At 39.0% G+C, this 20,682-nt stretch carries 16 protein-coding genes and 1 pseudogene; 1 reads left to right on the top strand and 16 read right to left on the bottom strand.

The features are described 5' to 3' along the window. Positions 1 to 53: 53 nt before the first annotated feature. The 16 genes and pseudogenes from NIES1031_RS19420 to NIES1031_RS19495 all read right to left on the bottom strand — a co-directional run. Positions 54 to 248: pseudogene (locus tag NIES1031_RS19420) on the bottom strand (hypothetical protein); the annotation flags it as partial. 129 nt (positions 249 to 377) lie between these two features. Then, positions 378 to 1,202: a glycosyltransferase family 2 protein gene (locus tag NIES1031_RS19425; RefSeq protein ID WP_073551126.1), complete on the bottom strand. Its 825-nt coding sequence runs from the start codon at positions 1,200 to 1,202 to the stop codon at positions 378 to 380. Between the two features lie 39 nt (positions 1,203 to 1,241). After that, positions 1,242 to 2,426: a glycosyltransferase gene (locus NIES1031_RS19430; protein WP_073551127.1), complete on the bottom strand. Its 1,185-nt coding sequence runs from the start codon at positions 2,424 to 2,426 to the stop codon at positions 1,242 to 1,244. Positions 2,427 to 2,472: 46 nt separating this feature from the next. After that, positions 2,473 to 3,084: an acyltransferase gene (locus tag NIES1031_RS19435; protein WP_073551128.1), complete on the bottom strand. Its 612-nt coding sequence runs from the start codon at positions 3,082 to 3,084 to the stop codon at positions 2,473 to 2,475. Positions 3,085 to 3,157: 73 nt separating this feature from the next. Continuing rightward, on the bottom strand, positions 3,158 to 4,315 hold the full coding sequence (locus tag NIES1031_RS19440) for a glycosyltransferase (RefSeq protein WP_073551129.1): 1,158 nt from the start codon (positions 4,313 to 4,315) through the stop codon (positions 3,158 to 3,160). 1 nt (position 4,316) lies between these two features. Next, positions 4,317 to 5,489 (bottom strand): O-antigen ligase family protein, encoded by a 1,173-nt coding sequence (locus tag NIES1031_RS19445; RefSeq protein ID WP_218596872.1) that lies wholly within the window; start codon positions 5,487 to 5,489, stop codon positions 4,317 to 4,319. 104 nt (positions 5,490 to 5,593) lie between these two features. Next, positions 5,594 to 6,535, bottom strand: a complete 942-nt coding sequence (locus NIES1031_RS19450) for a sulfotransferase family protein (RefSeq protein WP_084544412.1) — start codon at positions 6,533 to 6,535, stop codon at positions 5,594 to 5,596. Between the two features lie 53 nt (positions 6,536 to 6,588). Next, positions 6,589 to 8,082: a lipopolysaccharide biosynthesis protein gene (locus NIES1031_RS19455; RefSeq protein ID WP_084544405.1), complete on the bottom strand. Its 1,494-nt coding sequence runs from the start codon at positions 8,080 to 8,082 to the stop codon at positions 6,589 to 6,591. Between the two features lie 625 nt (positions 8,083 to 8,707). Beyond that, positions 8,708 to 9,139 (bottom strand): PIN domain-containing protein, encoded by a 432-nt coding sequence (locus NIES1031_RS19460; protein WP_178378191.1) that lies wholly within the window; start codon positions 9,137 to 9,139, stop codon positions 8,708 to 8,710. 58 nt (positions 9,140 to 9,197) lie between these two features. Beyond that, a complete protein-coding gene (locus tag NIES1031_RS19465; RefSeq protein ID WP_073551132.1) occupies positions 9,198 to 9,443 on the bottom strand; it encodes a UPF0175 family protein in 246 nt (81 codons plus the stop codon). Positions 9,444 to 9,592: 149 nt separating this feature from the next. Continuing rightward, positions 9,593 to 10,186: a hypothetical protein gene (locus NIES1031_RS19470; RefSeq protein ID WP_073551133.1), complete on the bottom strand. Its 594-nt coding sequence runs from the start codon at positions 10,184 to 10,186 to the stop codon at positions 9,593 to 9,595. A gap of 50 nt (positions 10,187 to 10,236) precedes the next feature. Further along, positions 10,237 to 11,811 (bottom strand): S-layer homology domain-containing protein, encoded by a 1,575-nt coding sequence (locus NIES1031_RS19475; RefSeq protein WP_073551134.1) that lies wholly within the window; start codon positions 11,809 to 11,811, stop codon positions 10,237 to 10,239. 668 nt (positions 11,812 to 12,479) lie between these two features. Continuing rightward, complete coding sequence (wecB, locus tag NIES1031_RS19480; protein ID WP_073551135.1) at positions 12,480 to 13,535, bottom strand: non-hydrolyzing UDP-N-acetylglucosamine 2-epimerase; 1,056 nt, start codon at positions 13,533 to 13,535, stop codon at positions 12,480 to 12,482. Between the two features lie 89 nt (positions 13,536 to 13,624). Next, positions 13,625 to 14,416, bottom strand: a complete 792-nt coding sequence (locus NIES1031_RS19485; protein WP_084544406.1) for a glycosyltransferase — start codon at positions 14,414 to 14,416, stop codon at positions 13,625 to 13,627. 24 nt (positions 14,417 to 14,440) lie between these two features. Then, positions 14,441 to 15,304: a hypothetical protein gene (locus tag NIES1031_RS19490; RefSeq protein ID WP_073551136.1), complete on the bottom strand. Its 864-nt coding sequence runs from the start codon at positions 15,302 to 15,304 to the stop codon at positions 14,441 to 14,443. 32 nt (positions 15,305 to 15,336) lie between these two features. Continuing rightward, a complete protein-coding gene (locus NIES1031_RS19495; protein ID WP_073551137.1) occupies positions 15,337 to 18,381 on the bottom strand; it encodes a N,N-dimethylformamidase beta subunit family domain-containing protein in 3,045 nt (1,014 codons plus the stop codon). A 532-nt stretch (positions 18,382 to 18,913) separates the two neighbouring features. Here NIES1031_RS19495 and NIES1031_RS19500 point away from each other — a divergent pair. Beyond that, positions 18,914 to 20,677, top strand: coding sequence for an ArnT family glycosyltransferase (locus tag NIES1031_RS19500; RefSeq protein WP_073551138.1), 1,764 nt, complete (start codon positions 18,914 to 18,916; stop codon positions 20,675 to 20,677). The last annotated feature ends 5 nt before the right edge of the window (positions 20,678 to 20,682 follow it).

Below are 20,682 nucleotides of genomic sequence, written 5' to 3' on the forward strand. Positions count from 1 at the left end.
ACATGATTGAAGTAGAGTGAGCCATCTCTACTATCCTTACTTATTCAGGACTACCCTCTAAACTTGGCTTGGGCTATTAAATCAACTTCGCGACGTTCTCCTGATGTCACATCACTGAAGAGTTCTTTATCGAGGAATGTAATTGAGTCGCGTTCGAGATAGGTGGTGACGGCGGGAAAGAAGAGAGAAATGAATTCCCAAAAAAAGGTTGTCAGTAGTTCTTTGAACAGGTGATCGTGGTCTATCATGCATAGTAAGATGGGCTTTTGAACAATGTGTTGAGTAGAGCGATCGCGTCTCTAGTTGAAATAATGCTGAATAGTACCACAATGAAAGCAGAGGTTGCTATCAAGCCTCAGCGAATCTCCTTGAATTATTTACTTTGTTAGTAGGCTAGTAGCTATATTTACATCAAAAGATTTTGTCTCTAAGTTTTGATGTTGATTCATCTCAGCTTCTATTAAGCGAATAGAGAGAAGGACTTCAGCTAAAGCACGTTGAAAGGCGTAATACCAACCAGCCCATCCGTCTAGGATGCCTTTATTAAGGATTAAGCAGTAAAATAAAATTGCAAAAGGAGCTAAAATTTTTTGTTTCCGGATGCGATCGCCGAAGCTCAGTTCTTGAGTAGGAGTTTCTAGGAGTTTTTTTGCTTCAATGATCATATAGCGATCTTGTGCCCATAACCATCGACTTAAAGGTTTGCGATCGTCATGATAAATATACGATGAAAGCACGGCAGATTTGCCATTTACCTGTAGTAACTGTGTATGTCCATCATCAATGTAAATAGCTTTCTCTTTTTTAAAAAGAACTTCACGTGGTGGAAGTAGTGTACCTTGTAAAGGTTTGCCAAAAATGCAATACTTAAATTTGACAAAATAGCTATCTGCTAAGGAGTCTTGTGCGAGAGTAGCAATCTCAGCAATGAAGTCTTCTGTAAGAACATAGTCTGCATCTAGTGATAATACCCATTCAGATTGTACCTGCTGTAAGGCATAGTTCCACTGATTTGTATGAGTATCAAATGTTCTCTGAAATATTTGAACTTGAGGGTAGGAGCGCAGAATATCTAGAGTTGTATCAGAACTATAACTGTCAATAACTATTATTTGTTTTGCCCAAGTAAGACGCTGAAGTGTACGGTGGAGGTTGGCAGCTTCATTAAATGTCAGGATCAGGGGAGTTATTTGATCAAGCATTGATTGTAGTTATGACAATATCGTAATATTTGCAGATATTTAATAAACAGCAGAAATCGGTTCTCTTTTACGAATGGACATATATATTTCGATCAATTGTGAGGCAACACGCTCCCAAGTATAGTTTTCAAAAACTAGCTGTCTAGCACGATTTCCCATCTGTTTTGCTTGTTGAGGATTTTGTAAACATTTCGTTAAAGCATCAGCAAGTTCTTCCGCATTAACGTTGACTACATAAGCAGCTTGGGCTGATGCTGCTTCAGAAAAATTGCAGCCAGTAGTAATCACGCATGGCAACCCTGATGCCATACCTTCCAAAACAGACATACTAAATCCTTCAGAGTACGAAGGAGCAACGTAGATGTTTGCAGCAGCAAGAGCGCTGTGTTTGAGGGAGCCTGTCAGCATACCAGTGAAGGTAACTGCGTCTATGCATCCAGCTTGAGCAAAATAGTCCTTAACAACAGGTAAATAACCAATATTGTCTTGCCCTGCAACGATTAAATGTGTATGAGGAAACAGGGTATGTATTTTAGCAAAAGCAGTAGAAAGTAAGTCTAATCCTTTTTTAGGGTCGATTCTACCAAGAAATAGAATTAGTGTTTTATTTCGAGTTTCTGGGAATTTTGAATAAAAATTTTCTGGCTCTGGTAAAGTTTCAAAATCTTGTTTGTGAACTCCATTAGGGACAACAAATATAGGAGCTTTGAGATCAAGGATTTTAACACCTTCTGCTTCTTTTTTTGCTAGAGTTTGAATAGCACTAGCTTGCTGAAGAGCAGGTTTCTCAAATAAGTTGTAGTATAAACGCTTTTTCCAAGCTTTGTATGATAATGCCCAAGGCTCTAACATTCCACGAGGAGTTACAAGATAAGGAATCTTCTGTTGCTGACAAGCCCAATAAGCAGGCAAATTAGCATAAGAAAAAACAGCATTTGCATGTACTAGATCATAGTTGGATGCATTTTTAAATAACCAGTTCGTCAATGCGAGACTAAATTTATAGCCTTTTAAATCCCAATAGGGGAAATATTGAAAGCGATAGGATGTTTCAGAGATCCAAGTTTGTAATGGAACGTTTAGTTTCTCAGAACCGTTAGCATTAGTTGTTATCAAATCAACTTCGATGCTGTGATGACCTAATGCTTGAGCTAGCTCTACAACACTTTTGGAAGGACCACCGTAGACAGTTCCAACAGCAGGAACAAGCATTAAAATTTTCATAAAATCTGTTTAATACTTCAAATAAATCTCACAATCACATAATGATTTAAGTCACTTCAAGACACTGCATTATAGATTCATTAGACTTTTTCTGGCGGTATTTTATAACCTTTGCAGGTACTCCTACGGCTACAGCAAAAGGCGGAATTGACTTAGTAACTACACTATTTGCACCAATAACAGCACCATTACCAATTTCAACACCCTTACCAATGAAAACACCTCTACCAATCCAAACGTCAGAACCTATTTTGATCTTTGCTCCTTGAAAACCTTGATTTCTAATTAAAGTTTCTGGATCTGCATAAGCATGATCGTTATCGCGAATTGATACGAATTCTGCAATCCTTGAGTTATCACCAATTTCTACTCCATACAAAGAAGAAATATATGTGTAATCGTTTAAGCTTACAAAGTTTCCAATATTTATATAGCCATCTGCTCCACAGTTCAGAAATATTCCTATTCCGAACGAGCAATTATTTCCAACTCTGATATCACGAAAAGCATATCCAAATCGAGGAAATCCTTGAAAACAACAATTTTTACCTAAAGCCCTAAACCATATCTGTGGAAAAAATAAACAGCTATTAGCTACTAAAGTAGATTTTAAAAAGTCAAAGCCTTTAAATACCTTTGACAAGAATAAGTAGAACATATAAATCTGTGCTTAATCTCTGATTGAACAGAAGCAGGAATTAAATGCATAAATTATAATTGTGTTATGGCAGTTAATTTTCTCTTTCTCTAAGTAATATACGTTTGTGCTGCTGTGCGGCTGAACCATACTTAGTCCAAAGTTCTAATCGTCTTTGTGCATTAGTTATATAACGTTCGCGTGTTTTTGTGTCAAATAGAATTGCAGCAATCGCTACAGCTATTTGTTGTGGACTGTTTGGATCTATCAACATTATCTCCTCGTCAGTAAATTCTTTTGTAATACCACCTACTCGTGTAGCTATCACAGGTACTCCTTGACTTAATGCTTCATCTATTACACGAGGAACTCCTTCCGGATAAGAAGATGATGGTACAACTAATACATCTGTCTCTTGAAAAAAAGCAGACAATTTTTCTTTTGCATCAACCCAACCATGAAACTTGATGTATTCATTAAATTTCATATTTTGAACAAATATTTCAGTTGCTTGACGATCCGCACCATCACCAACCACATCGAGTACAATTGTTACTTCTGGGTAATTGTGAACAACTAACTGCATTGCTAAAAACAAATCTTTTAATCCTTTGCGCCAGAGAACTTGACCTAGATATAAAACTCGCTTTACACAACTAACTGAAGAATCTGGAGCGTATGTTTTACTACGTAGGTTTAGATGCCCAAGAGGAACAGTTTCAACCACGTTTTGATTGAATTTACGTACACGATCAGCTAAATATTTTCCTCTAGCAATTACTACACTTGCTATTTTTAATGTGTACTCAGTACTAAAACGATATAGAACTGACCAGCCTAACCATTTACCATTTGCTTGTAAAAGAGATTGTTCATAATCATTACCTAAATAAACCACCATGCCTCGTGATAATTGATGAATTAGTGGAAGAATTGGCACGAGAGATAGAAAAGCAGGAAAGTATAGTATTACATAGGGTCGGTGCCTTAGGTAAGCTATTAAGCGTAGCCAGTTGAAGAGTGCCTTTTGGTGCGATTGTAGAGGAACAACTTTAACTAAATTTGAATTTATATTTCCTTGCAGTGAAGGCATTTCGCTAGATACATAGGTTATCCAAGTACATTCATCAAATTGCTGAGCTAATTCATTAATATATTCGGCAATTGATGTTTTAGTTATCCACGTATTGTTTGAAGTATGCTGTACAGATGATAATCCAACTATCAATATGTTTTTACGTTGAATTTTCATTTTAAAAACTTACCTTTTTATTTACTCTTAACGACTTTAAGTGAAAAGTAATACCAGCAAGAATCCAGGCAAACATTGTTGCTATTGTAGTATGTGTTAATCCATACATGAAGAAACTAACAAGCGCAGCAAATAATGGAATTTCTATCTGTGGCTCGATAATATTAAAAGCTCTAACTAAAACTGGTAAAATGAAAAATGTAAATAGGAGAAGACCTAGTGGACCTCCTGCTCTTAAGATATCAATGATATTACTATGCGCATTTTTGCTATATACACGGCTACCTACTTGGATTTCTGATTCAGTAAAGCCAAGACCAAATGGTGATTCTGATAAATCTTTTAATGTACTCTCAATCGCTCCAAAGCGTGCTGTATCAGATTTGCTACTTTGTATTGCTTCTAATTGAGTATCACTCAGTCGTTGTATTAATGCTGTATATTGCTTTGGTAAATAACTTTGAATCAGAAAAATACCTATTGCTAGTATCGTACTAGCAGCAACAAAGTTTCGCAACCAATACTTTACTCTTGTAATGTCTCCGCTAATGTAAAAGATGTACGTAATCACAATAGCAAAGCTTATAAATAAGCCTCTTGAATAGGTAAGTATTGCTGCTAAGATAGTAGGAATCAATACCACAATCCATAAAAATTTTTGTTTTTTTTCAACTGATTGCGAAAAAATGAAAGCTATTGGGATGGGAAAAGCAAGGCATAAGTGAGCAGCCATTGGTGTTTGGCTGTAAAAGGGACCTAGTAAATTAGCAACTTCCAATCCACGACTAGCTGAACGCTCATTAACTCTAGGTATATCAACTACATGAAAATAATCGATAAGACTTGTAATAGACATTAAGGCAGTAGATATAGCAAATACTGATATTAACTGCAAAATTTCTTGTCTTTGTAGCTTTAACCCTGCGACAGAAAAAGCAAGCAAGAAATAGCCACCTACTAAAATTGTCATTTTTATAGCTTGTATTGGTTCAGAAGCAAATAAAGATGCTGTGCCACTAAGAATCAGAAAAGCTACAAAAAACAAAGCATTTGGATAGCGCTTTATTGCAGCCATAGTTCTTCCAGAGAATACACTTAATCCAATTAGTAGTATTGCTAATCCTGTTGTTATGCCTATATTAGTTTCTCCCTTAGCAGTCTGTGCAAAGCGCATTAAATCTCCCCAGGGCGAAAAAGCTACACAAGATAATAAGAGTATGTATATGATATTTCTCATCTTTTATTATTTAAAATTTAAAAAATGAACTCAACTAATAATCAGTTTAATTTATAAATTTGCGATTTATAAAATCTCAGTCGATTTCTAATTTTGTTTAGCTGTTGAATATATATTTCTTGTAGGTAAAATTTGACCCTGTCAACTCTATGAATAGTTAGTCTTATTGAATGGGATTTTAAAGAATAATTAAGATGTTTAAGAAAGTCTCCAGTCAGAATCTCAAATATTTCAATCTCCTCAGAAGCTAGTTTTTTTTCCCAATCGTTTAATCGCGTTACATCTAAACGTTTTCCAATAAGATTATGCTGTGCAGAAGTATAAAATGGTACTTTGAATCCTGTAGCTTTAAGCATTAAGTGTTGATATTCAATATCTAGATAAGAGCAAAGGTTTTTTACAGTTTCTTCAGGTTCGCTGATTAAATCTTCGTACTTGATACGGATAATTTTGTCCTTTCCAAGAAAAGATTCAGCAGCAAGACCATATGCCATATGTTCTACCCACCAACTAGCTGCTTTTGTTATTGTGTTTGGTCCCCAGTCTAGTGGCATAACTGAGGAAGCTACGGCTCTACCGTCTCTAACAATGTGTATAAATTTAGCTTGTGGGAAAACTTCTAGTAAAGTTTTAGCATACTTCATGTTTGTAGGAGTATGATCTATCCACAGCTTAGGAGATTTAGAGGAATTTATACTTTCTGCGTATTTCTTCACAAAAAAATCTACTGTATGAATAGCACTCTTAGCTAAATTTTCTTGTAAATTTTCCGCATCTACGCTAATTCTCCATATTTTGAAGCGCTTGTCTTTTAAAATTTCGTTTGTATATGTATGAAAATGAGCTTTATGGTTGCAAGCTTGAATGATATTTAATTTGAATTGAAATTCTGGTATCGTTAGGCAATCGCTATGACTACCTAAAATTGCTCCTAGCAAAGTCGTTCCACTTCTACCACATCCACCTATGAAAACGGGATTCATTGTTGCCTCCTTAAAGAATTTTTTAACAACTTTTACCAAAATTAATTATGGTTTTAATTTGAGGAATGCTTTTGTAAAAACCGTTTATATGTATTAGCTATAGTATTAAATAACCATATTGCATCGACACCCCAAAAAGTTTGAGGAATAAGAAGAGATAATAAAAGAGAAAAAGCTAAAGTTATTGTTCCAGCTATGCTAATAATTGCTAAATTTGGTATAAACAAACTTCTCATAAATGTAGCTATTAACCAAACACTGACATAGGTAATAACGGCAAAGCAACTAGCTGGTATATGTGCTGCAAATAAATCTCGCCAAGTAATAAATGTCAAACGCAAGCTAAGCTGAGCCATGAGAAGAAAGTTTATGCTAAGAGCAATCAGAACTCCGATCGCTACACCTGATATTCCCCAATAATGTCCTAGCCAAGCTCCTGCTAAAATGAGAGTTGCGTAAACTCCTTGTATCCAAGCTCGTTTGTAGACTGCACCTTTGGCTCTTGCTAGCGAATCACTAACTTTATAACTAGTACGAAACAGCATACCTATCGTCAGAATTTGGAAGGGAATGATCGCTCCAGTCCAAGCAGGTCCCAGTAACAAATGGATAATCTCAGGACTTAAAGCAAACAAAGCTGCACTAGTAGGTAATATTATTAACGCGATAAGTGTGATACTGCGTCTATAAGCTATTGCCAATCTTTTTGGTTCTTCTTGAACTTTTGCCATTGCTGGAAAAAGTACTTTATCTAAAGCTTGACCTAGCAGATTTGCAGGTAAAACCATAAGTTGATAAGCTCTTCCGTATAAGCCTAAAGCTTCTGCACCCAACCAGCGACCTACTACTAAGTAATCGCCCTGAGTTGCAATATAGTTAAAAATACGAGCAATTGTAAATCCACCACCAAAATGTATTAAATCGTCAAAAGCAGCGCGGTCAAACTGGGGTAATTTTGGATGAGGCTTAATAATGAGCAAAATTAGGCTGTTGGTAGCTGCCTGAGATAGCGTTGCTCCTACTAACGCCCATATCCCAAAGCTAGCAAGAGCAAGGCTGACTCCAACAATACCGTATCCTACAATAAACGACGCAAGGTTAATACTCGTTAACCAACGAAATTGTAGTTCTCTTTGTAATAGCGATTCAGCAATAACTGATATACTATGCAGAGGGAAAACCAACACGAGAACGCGAATAACTAATGTGAGTTCCTCCATCTGAAAGAAGTTTGCCAAGCTAGGACTAAATAGCCAGAGAAAACTTGCCATTAGTAACCCAAAAAATACAGAAACTGTAAAACCAGTACGCAGATGACTGTCTTCTAAATTTGGACGTTGTACAATTGCTGGACCAACACCTAGTAAAGAAAAAATTTCGGAAAAACCTATAACAATAGAGGCAGCATTAACAATCCCAAAATCTGCTGGAGTGAGAAGACGTGCCAAAATAATAAAGACTACTAACCGCAGTATAGCTTGAAAACCCGCACCGGAAATTACCCAAAATAATCCATTTAATGTACTATGGGTTATACTCTTCTGCATACATGAATTAAAAATAGTAGATTTCGCTTGTTTATTTGGTTAGCAGATGTATGAAACACGTTTGTCAGCTAAATAGTAAAACCTAGGCTTGCAATCTTTTATTTTTTTGCCTTGCGTGAACTACAAAAAGAATTTAACCTGATTTACAAACAACTATGTATGGAGATCTCACGGAACTTTTGAGGTAATTCATAATATTCTATTATTTGCCTAAGTAGATATACGGTATTTTGCCGCTGTGTTTTGTGCAGATAATCAAAAACTAATTAATTAGCTATGCGTTGAGAAAAAGGATTAAATTAATAATTGCAAATTAAAGTTCGCATATTTACGTATAAATTCAGCTTTACCTTGTAAGACGATAAGAAATTCTGCTCAAGCTCCAGTAATATTACTGATAAATTAATATGAGTTATGATTGCTTCTGCGATTTGTCTATATCGCATCTTGATAAGTGGGATCGCCTAGCTTAGTAGGACCCGAACTCAACTTTTAGATAGCGTTTTTTATTTAAGTGCGATTGTGTCTAAATCAACAGTGCGATCGCCTACTTAGACAAACTCAGTAATTCTCCTCAAACATTGGGCTGGATGTCGCCTACGCGGGACGATCAGTATGAAATCAACTACTCACCAGCAGCCTGTAGGATTGTTGCATATAACTGGCTACTTACTCGAAAATCCACCTGCTCAATCAAGTGATCCATTAGAGGCTTAACAGACAAAATCAAACCATTCCGTTTAGCTTGTAATAAAACACCCAAAAGCCCAGTTACATTAAGTCCCAAATCTGCTGCCAATACTCTGCCGCGACGCTCATCCATTAAAAGAAGATTCGCCTTCAGTTCCAGTGTTAAAATGATTGCTTCAGCTTCACCCAAGTCAATATTACTCTGTTTAGTTTGAGTATCTTTCACTCGTTGAGCGTCAGTAACGGTTTGAGTCTGAATCCAAGGTAGAGTTTTTACTTCGGCTGCACCAGGAACAATCTTACCCACATTCACCATTTCGTTGTAAACGGCAGTAGGAATAATGATGACTCCATAAAGTTGCCGCAACAGATCTAACTGACCATCGCTGCTAAGTTTGTAATAGGTGAAGTATCACTGACAACAATCACAACAAGCCCATTGACTGCAATGTTGTCACATCAGACTGAAAATCTTCTACATCGTAGTTAATACAAAGTCCTCGTTTTGCTAATTCGTGTTGAAATTCAATGACTGTTAGCCCAGTCCAAGCGCGAACTTTGCCACTGCTGATTTTTTCCTGCTTATACAGCATGATAGCAATTTCTAGCCGCAATTCATCCTCACTCATCTTAGTTGCTTGCAGAATCTCATCAGGAATAACAACGCTCATTGGTTTGTGTGGTAGAAAGTAAAGTTATCCTAATTCAAGGATAAGCAATTCTACACTGCTGATAACTTCCTCCACTCCAACAGTGCGATCGCATAATAAAAAAAGAGGCACGTGATATGCCTCTGTAAATTTAGCGATGCACAAGCATTTTATTGTGCGGCAGAAGTTGCACTCACTAGCGCGGTTAACACCGATTGCACTGCAACGAGTTCTGGTGATGGATTACTCAACGCCGAGCCACTCGCATCGATAACCGCATTGTAGGCTTGCACTGCTGCTAACAAGTTGGCTGGAGATGCTGTAGTGTTATCGAACAATCCTTGGAGCGCCGCTACAAGTTCTGCTGCTAGTGCTGGATCGTCAACTAAGGATGCGATCGCACTTTCGAGTGCAGTCGGATCTCCTGTTCCTGTAAGTACCGCTAATAGAGTTTGTTGTACTGTATTAGGAATACTTGCAATAGCGACTCCAGGAACGGCAACAGGTAATGTTCCTTGCGCTAATTGAGCGCTGATGATACTAATCGCTTGACGCAGCGCGAGTAATAGGGCTGCTTTGGAAATTCTTGTACCACTTCTTGTTAGGCTAGGAGCAAAAGCACCACCAGCAATATCACCTGTTGTAATGATTGCACCTGTAACGTCAGAAGCGTTTCCAGTTTGTGCTGGCGCGGGTATTGCAAAAACGAGTAAAGAAGTTCCTAGTGTTAAACCAATAGATAAACGTTTTAGAATGTTTTTCATAATTTCAAATTTGATTAAAACTTACAAATATCAGTTTGGAAGAATTTGCATCAAAAGGAGATAGCATAACCGACACCGAGAATAAATCTCGCACCGTCACCTGCATTCCCTGTAACATCAGCGATCGCCGGAGTAATAATTAGTGGGAAGTTGAAAGGAACAATCGAAGCACCCAAGTTTAAGTCTTGACCTGTCCAGTCGGCGATGAGTGAGACGCGCTCTAAAGCTTGTATACCGATGCTACCAAAGACATTGACGGATTCGTTACCAGCTTCGACATCGCTTTCCGAACGGAAACGACCGCCACCTAGTCCTAAAGATAAAGTCAGCTTACTTAAAGGGTCAGCAGGGTCATCGCGCAAGGGAATAATCTTACTGACAACGCCATAAACACTGCTACCACCATCGGTAGAACCCCAAGTCGTCGCATTCTCGACACCAACCGCAACGCCAAAGTTATTTGGTAATACGCGGTGCAGTTTCAAACTCACACCACCATCTTCAAATGTGTCACCGATTAAATCGACAACCGAAACCGCAACCTCTAACCCAACAGCACGATCTGCGTCACCTAAACCAAAACCGAAGGAAACTCCGCCGTCCGAGCGACTCGTATTTCGCGCCCGTGCTTGAAAGCTAGCACCTAAAAATGCATCACCCCAATCAGCACCAAACGCGGTAGGCGAACCGACACTCGATCCACCACCTGGTACTGTAGGTCTAATCGTATCGACGATTGTTGGTGGTTCAATTCGAAATTGCTCGCGTAACTGCGCGACTTCTTGTTCTGGAGGTGATGTAGGAGTAGGTTCTGGTGCGGTAGCAACGGTTTCGTAACCCACAATATACTGATTTGCTACATCGGTTGGTTCTAAAGGTGGTACTGTACCGTTACGGACTAAAGCTTGATAAATAAACGCCGCGACATCCGCACGTGTAGCAATTTGATTTGGGCTGAGCGTTGCTAGATTAGGGTAGTTAACGACTATCCGATTTTCGGTTGCAGCAGCGATCGCCTTGCGCGCAAAATCAGGAATATCAGCAGCATCTTGGAAGTTATCTAGAATCGCGACATTACTTGCGTTTAAGTTCAGTCCACTTGCAAGGGAGACTAAAACTTGTGCGCGCGGAATGTTTTGCTCAGGAAGAAAGATGTTATTCGGATATCCTGCCAAAAACCCTGATTGGTACGCGGCTTGAATCGCATCACTTGCCCAGTAAAATGAAGGAACATCGTTAAAAGTGATTCCTTCCCGTTGCTGTGTTAGCGGAAACGCTTTACTAATCATCGCGGCAAACTGCGCGCGCGTCACGGGTGCATTAGGACGAAAAGTTCCATCGGGAAAACCACTAATAACATTCCGTGCAGCTAAAGCTTCAATAAAACTTTGCGCCCAGTTGTTTTGAATATCTGGAAACGTTGTTGCTTGCGCGACCTTGTAACTATCTACGTTTGTCGAATTGTTTTGTGCTGCTTGTTGCTGCAATAGATGCGCAGCGTTGGCCTTGAACAAAGTCGCGTTATCTTGCGAATTAAGATTTGCAGGGCTAGCATACGCTACCTGACCTAAGTTACTAATAGCTAACGCTGCTAAAATATAAATTGCAGGTTTCAAAATCAGCATACAAGTTGTTTTATTTAACAGTTATGTTGTGGGTTGAAATCAGTGCATTTTTGGAGATATTGTTTTGCTAGCGCACTAGCTTACAAAAAATATGCAGACAGTATTGGCTCTTGAAGTCAACATCAAGAGGAATCAGATAAACAGCACCGTTTTCGCTGGGTTGAATACAGCTACAACCTACTTATAAGTGCGTGAAAATAAAGATCATTTCAGGGTTGGTTATTAGCAACAACAAGCCGTTAGTGATTAGCTATTGGCTTTTCTTAGGCTAAAGTCTTAACTGCAAGCGCGTGCTAAACACTTTTCCGCTATTTAACCCAAAAAAGGAGCAATTTCAATGTTTTTGGCATTTTTAGACAATAATAAGCGACGACAGCAATGTAACTTTGCTGTGTCATGCATTCAAGCGTGTTTTCACTTAAAAAAACAGAATAAATACGGAGGAGTAAAGTAGATTCAGTAATTTTACCGTATTACCAAATTTAGAGTTTTTGCTACAAATATTTTAACAACGTAGATGCGTTGAATCACGTTACTGTAAACTCTTTTTCACCGCTGAAGCTAAATTGAGACGAATCTTGAGGATGCAATTACGTAATTGTGAAAATTTTGCACAAATCACAATGCTGTGATTAGACCTGCTTATAGAAATACGAACGGCTGATTCGTCACGCAGCAAGTAAGATATCAGCAATGCGTGTTGCTGCGTTACCTTCACCGTAGAGTCGTGGTGCATGAGTCGGTGTCGTAAAATGAGTTAAAGATTGATATAAGTTTTCGGGCTTGACGAGATGATTCCAACCAACTTCTACTGTTTCTTGCCATTCGGTTTCGTCTCTCAGTGTAAAGCAAGGACGTCCTAGGATATATGCTTCTTTTTGCATTCCTCCCGAATCAGTAAGCACAGATTGACAGTTTTTTTCTAAGATCAACATATCTAGGTAGCTCACTGGTGGAATAACTTGTATCGCTTCAAGATAAGGTAACATTTCCTGCTGCTGTACTTTGGCTAAGGTACGCGGATGCATGGGAAAGACAACAGGATATTTGAGTTGCGTTAAATTTTCTAAGATATTTTGGAGGCGATCGCGGTTATCGGTGTTACTCGGTCGATGAATCGTTGCTAAATAAAATTTTTGGTCAACTAAATCAAGTTTCTCTAGAATTTGCGATGTCTGCTGGGCTTTGGCAAGATACGTTAGGATCGCGTCCATCATCACATCCCCGACGAGATGTACTCCTTGCAAGATTCCCTCCTTAGTGAGACACTGTACAGCTAGAGGTGTCGGTGCAAAGAGCAGCTGTGAAAGATGATCGGTAACAACGCGATTGACTTCTTCGGGCATTTCGCGATTAAAGCTGCGTAATCCTGCTTCAATATGGACAATAGGAATTTGTAGCTTCGCCGCAACTAAAGCGCCGGCGATCGTCGAGTTAGTATCACCATAAACGCAAACCCAATCGGGCTTAATTTGTAATAAGATTTCTTCTATCTTTTCCATCATGCGACCTGTCATCGCCCCATGATTTAGACTGTGGATATTTAAATGATATTTGGGTTGGGGTAAATCCAAATCTTGAAAGAAAACATCAGACATTACGCGGTCAAAATGCTGTCCGGTGTGGATAAGAATTTCTTCGATTTCAGCATTTTTCAAGGCAGAACTAACGACTGATGCTTTGATAAATTGTGGTCTAGCACCTAGAATTGTGGCTAATTTCATAAGTATAGAAATTCTAAATTAGTTATAAATTATAGGCATTTTTGGCAATCGGTAGTGGGTAATTGGTAATAGAGTTTTGTACAAGAAGTCTATTTGTAAACTAAAATTTTCTTTTGTTTGATGAATCTTTTTTTCATTAGCTGAGTTAAATATCGTAGGTGACTTAAAATGACTCTAGCAACACGTAGTTTTGACTGTCCATAAACTCGACTTTGAAGTTCAGCAGGATACTCTGCAACTTTGTAACCATGCAGCATAGCTTCGACTAAAATTTCGACTAGACCAAGGAACCCAGGATATGTGATAGGTATTATTTCTAAAACTTCGCGACGATAAGCGCGAAACATACTCGTATAGGTGTAGAGTTTTTGCGGTAGAACTATTCGATAAATTTGCGATAGACCTTTACTCAAAAATAGCCGCCAAGGTGGAACATTTTTGACACTACCTTTTGGGTGGTATGGCGAAGCAGTAACGACGTCTGCACAATTCAGTAAGTTTAAGAGTGGAAGTAGATATTGTGGATCGTAGGTGCAATCGCTGTCGATTGTACAAATAATGTTGCCGCGTGAATGGATAAAGCCAGTGCGAATTGCAGCGCTGAGTCCTTTGTTTTTCGGATGGCGAACGATCTGTGCTTGTTCGCCAAAAAAATGTTGAATTTGCGCAAACGTATCATCAGTACTACCATCGTCAACGAAAATGAGTTCAGTTTTTCTAATTAAATTCAACTGCTGCCAAACTGGTAAGATTTTTGTACTTAGTGACTCGATTCCTTCCGATTCATTAAAGCAGGGAATAATAATGCTAACAGAACACGAGTCTGCGGTTGGGGAAATTGTATTAGGAATAATGTTTGTTTGGGAAAATTGTGTTTGCATTTTATGAAATTGACGATAAATTGATTAGCGAGTAAAAGTAATCTTCTGTACGGCAAATTTTCGTAGAAAGGTCATTTCTCCAGTTTGAATGTTGACTGAAAATAGAGAATTTGTACCTTCGTAAGTCGGGTCAGCCAGTGCAAATAATTGGTTGGAGGGGGATAATGCTAAGCTAGCTACGTCATTAAATAAGGGTCGTTTATTATAAGTCAACTGCGCAATCGGTATAATTTTAGCTTTACCAGTCACGATGGAGCGGTTGGCAAAGTCGAACTGGACTAGAGTTGGACCACCGTCAGGACCAAGCAATGTACCGTATATGTTACCTTTAGGCGATTGGCTTAGATTGCTATATCGCCGATTAGGTCGTAAATCGATATCAGATAAATAGGTGACTCTGCCAGATTGACGATCGACATTGGCAAAACGAAATGGCGGTGTTCCTTGATTGAGACTAACAATGCTAAGAAGTCTGTTGTCAGTAGTGTTGAGTATACTTTCAAATGCAGCATTTGCATCTAGCCCTTGAGGTTCGGGTAGATTTTGTGCAGATGAGGAAATTAAACGGCTGCGTCGTCCTACGCCTCTACCAGGCAATGACGTGGCAGGACCTGTTGCGATCGCAAATCTACCGTTGGGAAGTGAGGTAAAACCGCTAATGCGTTCGTTAGTTTCAAGTTTACGTTGGATGTTGGTTGGTAAGAGATTACCTGTGGCTAAATTCAGCGCTTGAATAATTAAGTTTGTGCCGGTAGAATCTACTGTTACACCATAAAGAATTGGTCCTGTTTGTGCCAGCGTTCGTTTAGCAAAGCTTCCTAAAGCCGTCGCAGCTGCGCTGGCGATCGCAATTTGTCCAAAGCGGCGGCGTCTGATTCTCAAATTCATCTTTGTATTCCTTAAGAAGAAATAGCGTTGACTTAGGGAACAATAATGTCTGGATCAGGGGTCAAAGGTTTAGCTCCCATATCTGCCAAGATGTTCACCGCAATTTGCTTAGCGCGAAGATCTTCACGCGGGGTAGATACACCATCGCTATCTAGTCCCCACATCCATTGAATCGAACCAGTTGCAAAAACTTTTGCTTTGCTAGCAGCAACATAGCGAACTGCGTGTGATACTCGAGGATTCGTTCCAGCAGGAAATCCTTCTAATTCTACGTTGTCAGGAACCTGCGGGGATTGCGATTCGGCCAGAATTTCTAGCCCATTAGGAGAAGCATTTGGATTAATTGCATCCCATTCAAACCCCACTAATTGGCTGAGGCGATCGCCGTTGCTAAGACCTGTATTAGCATAGTAAGGATGGTTGCTGTTTTTGATAACAAAATCAAAGCCTCCATAAACAATATCTATGTCACCAACGTACATGACTCCTAGCAAAGCACTTTCTGGCTTATTATTCTGCGGGCTGCGAAATTTATTGGTTGCAGCACTCGAGTTTTGTGCAGCGACTGGATCTAGATTCCATGCGTCTTTGTAACATGCCATAACACGGTCAGCAACTCCACTTGTGCTGTTCTCAAACCTGACTCGCCAATAACAGGTATTAGCAGAGAAAAATCCTAAGTTAACTCCACTGTTACGGGCTTGCTCAACATGATTGCGTTCTTCTAATGACCAGTATTCATCATGACCAACTGACAGAAAAACTTGATGTTGCTGTAGAAGCTGGGAATTATTCTGTACATCCATGTTGGTGATGTAAGACACATCATAGCTTTGAGACTCCAACCACCGTACCATGTTGTACTCCCATCGAAAAATATTATTGAATTCACCGAATCCAACACCAGTTTGTGAGAAGGGACAGTCGTATGAAATTTTAAATCCTCTTTGTCCACCAATACTATTGAAACTATATAAGCTATAGCCGCCAGTATTGCTATATGCAAGAAATGTTGTAAAGCTACTTTGGAATAGTATTTTAGAGTTACTACTATCGTCACGCACGACAAACCATATTTGGCTTTGCTTACCTGTTCGTTGGTCAGTCAGCTTAGCTATGTACAAACCACTTGTCCAATTAGCACCAACGGCGATCGCGTAGGATGTTGACCAGTTACATTCAAACAAACGGGTAGTACTATTTAAAGTCCCTGCTGGTTGGGTAATTCCGTTCAACAAACCACTACTAGCGACTAAGCGACCACCCCTACCTCCGTAGTATCCTAAACGGTACACATCTACTGTAAATTGTCCAGACTGTGCCAGAGAAACTTTAATGGGGAGCGAACCACCTTTGTTAACGCTTGTTGCTGTTGCATAACCAGCAATCTCATTAAAAGCTTGATTAGTGATTTTCCAGTTTGTCGTACCTTGTTGTAGATTCTCTAAATAGATTGCGTTAGGGTTTTCTGGAATAGCTTTCGCCGTAAAGATAACACTACCAATTCCACTGGCTGTAGCAGTTACAACGACAGCGTTGTTGGGTCCACTCGGTATCGAACCTAATGTCAGCGATGTACTAGCTAGACCACTACTATTAGTGACAGCAATATTCGGTGAAACTGAACCTCCGCCACTGTCAACCGTAAAGCTAACTGTAACGCCAGCTTGAGGATTGCCAGCACTGTTCTTAACTCGTATTACCAAGGGGTTAGGTAATGTCGAACCCACCGTACCACTTTGGTTATCACCGCTTACTTTATTAACAGTACTGCTAACAATAAATACTATGTCGCGGAAATAGTTGCTATTTTGGTAAGAACTCGTGGGAAAAGAGTTAAAACTACCGTAAACTCCATTATTGCCATCAGAAACCGTTCTCAGCGATCCATTGACTACTGAGTTTGCCAATTGGTTGTAGGTCAGTGCAAAATGACTGTTACAGTTGACGGAAACTACATATGTAGTATTAGGGTCTATATAAACTGGGGTGCTAAGCTCCTGCTGTTGCCAACCTGAAGCTGACTCGTTCGTGAAGTTAACGGTTGCTAAGACTTGACCGCCTGCTGTCCAAATTTTACCAACATGCGTACCTGTTTCGCTGGGTGCTTTCCAATAGCGAATTGCAGTAATTTGACCTCCAGCAGAGCTTTGGAACTTCGTTCCTAGTTCATAAGCAACACCATCACTAGCATTCGAGATACCAGGAACTTGGTTTGTGAATAAAGTCTGAGTGGTAGGATTGCCTGTAGGATTAGCTGTAGCACTAAAAGTTACACTACCTATCCCAGACGCTGTTGCACTCACGGTATTAATCACTGGCTCGATTGCACCTGGGGCTGATCCTAAGGTAAGGACAGTGCTAGCCTGTCCGTTAGTATCAGTTACTGCACTAGTAGGAGAGACTGAGCCACCGCCACTATCAATTGTAAAATTGATCGTGACTCCTGATTGTGGATTACCAGCAGCGTCTTTCACTTGAGCGACTAATGGTGCTGATAATGTTGTTCCTGCTGTACCAGTTTGATTGTCTCCACTGACCTTCGTAATTGTTTGACTGCTAGTAACAACGAATACAACATCGCGGAAGTAGTTGCTGTTCTGATACGAACTACTTGGGAAAGAACCTTGAGAAGCAAACACTCCATTATTACCATCAGCTACTGAACTGAGATCTCCATTGGTTACAGTAGTTCCTAATCCGTTATACGTAATCGGAAAATGGCTATTAGCGTTGACAGAAACTACATATGTTGTGTTTGCAGCAATCGATTGTGGTGTATTAAGTGTTTGCTGTTGCCAGCCTGAAGTACTTTCATTCGTAAAGGTTACGCTACTCAGAAGTGTACCTGTTGCTGTCCAGATTTTACCGACATGGGTTCCTGTTTCGTTAGCTGCTTTCCAGTAACGAATCGCAGTGATTTCTCCAGCTTTTGCGCTTCTGAACTTCATTCCAAGCTCATAGGGTACACCGTCAGAAGCATTTTGAATACTAGGAGTTTGAGTTGTAAATATAGTTTGGTTTGTTTGTACTTGTGCTATTAAAAATTCCTCATGGGAATCTGCTGTGTAACTCATTGTATTTCTATATGATTTACTTGATGGGTGTACTTGTTAGCACGACGTAGCACTTTATTACTTAGCTATTACGATCTTTAACTTCTGATGCTAATAACTAAAGTTTAATTAATGAATAGAACAGCTTACTTTGATGTAAAGATCTGCACATCAATAATTAGACAGCAAAGCTGTATGATATTGCTCAAACATATGGCAACAGTGCAGTGATTAAATTAAGCCATGACTAAATTTGAATCAGTGTTGTTATTTCAAACTGATATAAATGAAATATGACACAAATTAGTAGAAATTGCTATATATTAGTCTTAATAGAAGCTTAGCTTACCTCCTATAATTTTTATTGAAAGTAATTTTAATCTTTATAAAGAAAGTTCAGACTTCTATGTATAATACAACGATAAAGCATTTCCCAATGTAAACGCAACATTTTTTTAGAAATTTTTAGAACATTGACACTTCTTGTGATTTTGCCTTAAAGAAAGTGTGTCGTGATATTAAATTTGAAAAACTTAGGAGAGCTAAATTTAATATGAGAAATTCGGCTGAGTTTCAGGGAAGACGTCTTGGTAAAGAGCAAATCATAAAAAATTGGTTACGGCTTGATTTGTGGCTGGGGATTGTATTGGTTTGTTTTGCTGCGATCGCCGCATTAAGCTGGGGTAAACTAGACGGTGCGGTTATCGATATTGGGCGTGAAGTAGAAATCCCAGCGCGTTTACTTACAGGACAAGTACTCTATCGCGATATTGTGACGTATTATGGTCCGCTTGCGTATTACGTAAATGCTTTAGCACTGTTTATTTTTGGACACCGTTTGGAAGTCTTTTATATACTAGGTTTTCTTTTATCATTGACTGCTACAGTTTTAGTTTATCAGTTAGCTAAGACGCTGACTAATGCAAGTTGGGCTGCTTTATGTACAGTGTGCATAATGATTTACTGCATTTTGGGTTCAGGAATATTTAATTTTGTAGTGCCTTATAGCTATGCAGCCGTATATGCAACAGTATTATGTTTAATGGCGATTAGTTGTGTACATTATTACGAACAGTCATCCTATAAAATGAAATGGCTGATAGCTGCTGCGATCGCTTGTGGGCTAGCGGGTTTATCAAAACAGGAATATGGAGTTGCTGCAATAGCAGGGGTGTTAGCTGCAATCAATCTCTCTGGAGTGCAAAAGTTCAAAATCAAAATACATCGTAGCTTGTTAGTAATATTGATTGCTAGCCTTTGGGCGTTCATTCCATTAGCTTTACTTGCGCAGCAAGCTTCTTGGGAAAATATTCATACTTCGTTATTTCCGATTGCTAAAGCTGATGTTTTAAATCGTAGTCAATTGTTTCAAACTTCACCGATTAAAACTTTACAAGTATGGTGGCTATCGCTTAAGGTTTTTTTGACTACTTCGGTAGTCATTGTCTTAGCCATGGTAGCAGCACATTGGTTAGTTAAATCAAAGAGCAACAGTTCACAAAATATAAGGAATGTCACTGAGTTTTTGATTAGTTTTACTTTCGCCAGCGCTGGCATTATTGTGCTAAGTAAAGTAATTCTCCGTAGTCAGTTTATGGCAGTAGCTTACCCTTTAGGAGAGCTATCGTGGTTTATACCTGTGATCGCTGGATGGTTACTTATCTTATTTACAAAGCGTCACAAGTTTAGTCAAGTAGGTTTGCTAGGAGCATTGTTAGTATTTTCACTAGTCCTTAATTCTCGCTGGCTATTTTATATTAATTTTTATGGCTTATACGCTACAACAGTTATTATATTATTTTTTACCTTGCTTTATTATTTAGCACAAAAAAACCGCAAAATTGTTTGGCATTACTTACTGATTTGCCTATTAATTGGCGCTAGCTTTAAAGCTGGAAATCTGATTCGCAATTACAATTATGCTGTTAGCTCAGATTACGGAACTTTTTATTTGACAGATGCTAAAACAGCGCGAGTCTTTAATCAAACAATAGACGTTATTGATGCTTCTGGTGCTACTTCAGTTCTAGTTTTACCCGAAGGTAATATCCTAAATTTTCTCACAGCAACCCACTCACCTAGTAAAGAACTTACTTTTCTTCCGGTAGCTTTACCAACAGCACAAGATGAAGAAAACTTTCTTACCCGAATGCGGGCTAATCCCCCTGAACTTATTGTTTATGTAGAACGCGAATTTACTGAGTGGGGATATAATACGTACGCAGACTTTAACCCTATAGTGGCGCGTTGGATTGTGGATCAGTACCAGCTGATTCATTCGTTTGACGATCTGATTCAGATCTATGCTCAAAAATAAATAAT

Source organism: Chroogloeocystis siderophila 5.2 s.c.1 (genome assembly GCF_001904655.1).
Classification (GTDB): Bacteria; Cyanobacteriota; Cyanobacteriia; order Cyanobacteriales; family Chroococcidiopsidaceae; genus Chroogloeocystis; species Chroogloeocystis siderophila.